3 protein-coding genes are annotated in these 2,227 nt (G+C 44.5%); all 3 read right to left on the reverse strand.

Translation table 11 applies throughout. The features are described 5' to 3' along the window. Positions 1–747, reverse strand: a 747-nt coding sequence (locus tag B7Y67_RS15785) for a PolC-type DNA polymerase III (RefSeq protein ID WP_293599453.1), incomplete at its 3' end; no start/stop codon positions are given. A gap of 77 nt (positions 748–824) precedes the next feature. Beyond that, on the reverse strand, positions 825–1,553 hold the full coding sequence (locus B7Y67_RS15790) for a M48 family metallopeptidase (RefSeq protein ID WP_293599454.1): 729 nt from the start codon (positions 1,551–1,553) through the stop codon (positions 825–827). A gap of 136 nt (positions 1,554–1,689) precedes the next feature. Next, on the reverse strand, positions 1,690–2,227 hold a 538-nt coding region (locus B7Y67_RS15795; protein WP_293599455.1), incomplete at its 5' end, for a hypothetical protein.

A 2,227-nucleotide genomic window follows, 5' to 3' on the forward strand; every position in this document is an offset into this window, starting at 1 on the left:
ATGACCGAGCAATACGCTACCCTCGCAAAACTTATAAAAAATAGGTAGCACCTGATCAATCGTGGGCTTTCCCTCCACTTCTGCTTGGCTTATCCCATGAATCTTGATGCTCTCTGAGGAAATTGATCTCCTCGGGTCAATGAGGGCCTCAAAGGTTTCATTCGTATGAATGTTTCCATTGGAAACTTTAAGTGCGCCAATTTGAATGATTTCATCACCATGACTTGGTTGTAAGCCCGTTGTTTCAGTATCAAACGCAGTGTAAATAAGGCTTGCCAATGGTCTATCCAAAAGCGAGGCATCTGCAGATCTATCGCATAGCGATTGATAGATGGAAATCTGCTCCTTAATCTTTTCTTCAATCTCGTCAATCTTATGATCCCGTTGATCGGCCAAGCGATTCATGGCATGAATGACTTCACGTAATTCTGGTGGACCTTGAAGCTCGAGGCGTAGTTCTCGATTGCTGCTGAGCATCACTTTAAGACGCTCAGAAGTGGCAGCAATGCCACTAACATAGGTATTAAACAGTCGATTGAGCACAACAAAACCCGATATCAATGCACCTAAGGTGAGTGCAACTCCTAGAGGAAAAAGCTGCTGAAAGTACTGAAGAAAAATGGTGCGGTGTTCTTCGACCCCTTCAAACCAGGCATACAAGCCAAGTGTGAGAAAGGGGCCCGCCATGAGTACTGCCATGCCAATAGCAGCGATTAAATAACGCTGCCGAGCTGTTAGTTTTTCCAAGCATTACTCCTTGATATATTGCGCTACTTGCAGGAACAGAACCGATCCTGCGCATTTAAATGTACACCATTGAAGTGTTATATCTTTTTTTGATTGCTTGAAGGTGGCTTTGGTGCCGCTTTATAGATAGGTTCAACCGCAGGGATGAGTGCTGTCAATTGCTCAATTCGGGTTTCACCAGAAGGATGGGTGGATAAAAATTCTGGAGAGTTTTTATCCTTCGTCGCCTTTAGCATCTTTTGCCAAACACTAATTGCACCCATGGGGTTATAGCCTGCTCTTGCAGCAAGCTCCAATCCAATGGCATCTGCTTCGGACTCATTTTCTCGTGAGTTGGGTAAAACGATTGCGTAGTGCGCCACTTGATTGGCGGCGCTGACTGCAGAGCCATAGGGACCAGCTAGAGCCGTTGCAATATTCACCAATACATTTTGCGCTGCTGCTTGAGATACACGCTCTCTACCGTGCTCCCTTAAGGCATGAGCAATCTCATGGCCCATGATGGCAGCTATTTCATCATCATTTAGATTGAGCTGCTCAATGATGCCTGTGTAAAAGGTAATCTTTCCGCCAGGCGCACAAGTAGCGTTGAGTGTTGGGGCATTAATGAGAGTTAACTGCCAATCCCATTGTCTGGTGTCATCCCTAAATACCTCAGTTTGTGGAATCAGTCTATTCGCAATCAGCTTCAAGCGATCGTAGGTAGGTCCTGAGGTGACCAGTATATTTTTTTCTTTTGCTTTTTGGTTTTGCTCACTATAACTCACAGCAGAAAGACGATTTACATCTTCTGTTGAAGCCATCATGAATTGTGATCTGTTTATGCCTACTGCTCCTGGGCGAGTAGTGCTAGCACATGCCGAGAGTAGGGCAACAAGCGCAAGGACCCAATAGATACGAATGCTCAAATCAGATCCCTGCTTTTATTCAATACTGTTTACCTTACTTCTTTTTCGGTGTAGTGATAGATGCAGCCATTGCATCAAAATAAACTACCTTAACTTGCTCACCAACATTTACGTCGGCTAGCAACTGCGGGTTCTTTACCGTTACCACGGTAACTTTGCCACTAGGGCCCTTAACGGAAACCAGTTTCTTGGGGCGATCGACGGCAATAATGTCAGCAATGATGGTGGTGGTGTTAGTAATCGTGCGAGTTGGTTTTTCACCTGGCTTCGAGGTCACCTCAGATGAGGTTTCCACTTTGCTACGAATGCCGTCACTCTTAGTCTTGATCAGTTCAATTGCAACAGCGAGTTCATAGGTAACATTCAGGCGATCACCTTTTTTGATCTGGTCAAAGTTTTTAATCTCAGGGCCGGCAACGAACTTTGATTCTCCTTCATTATTTTTAAAGAAAATTGTACGAGTCTTCTTATCAATCTTAGTAACAGTACCCTCATATAACTGATAAATATTGTCAGTTATGGCTGCATCAACCACAACTGCATTTGGTGCACTTGGGGTTTGAGCCATCGTG

The sequence above is a fragment of the Polynucleobacter sp. 35-46-11 genome, assembly GCF_002281105.1.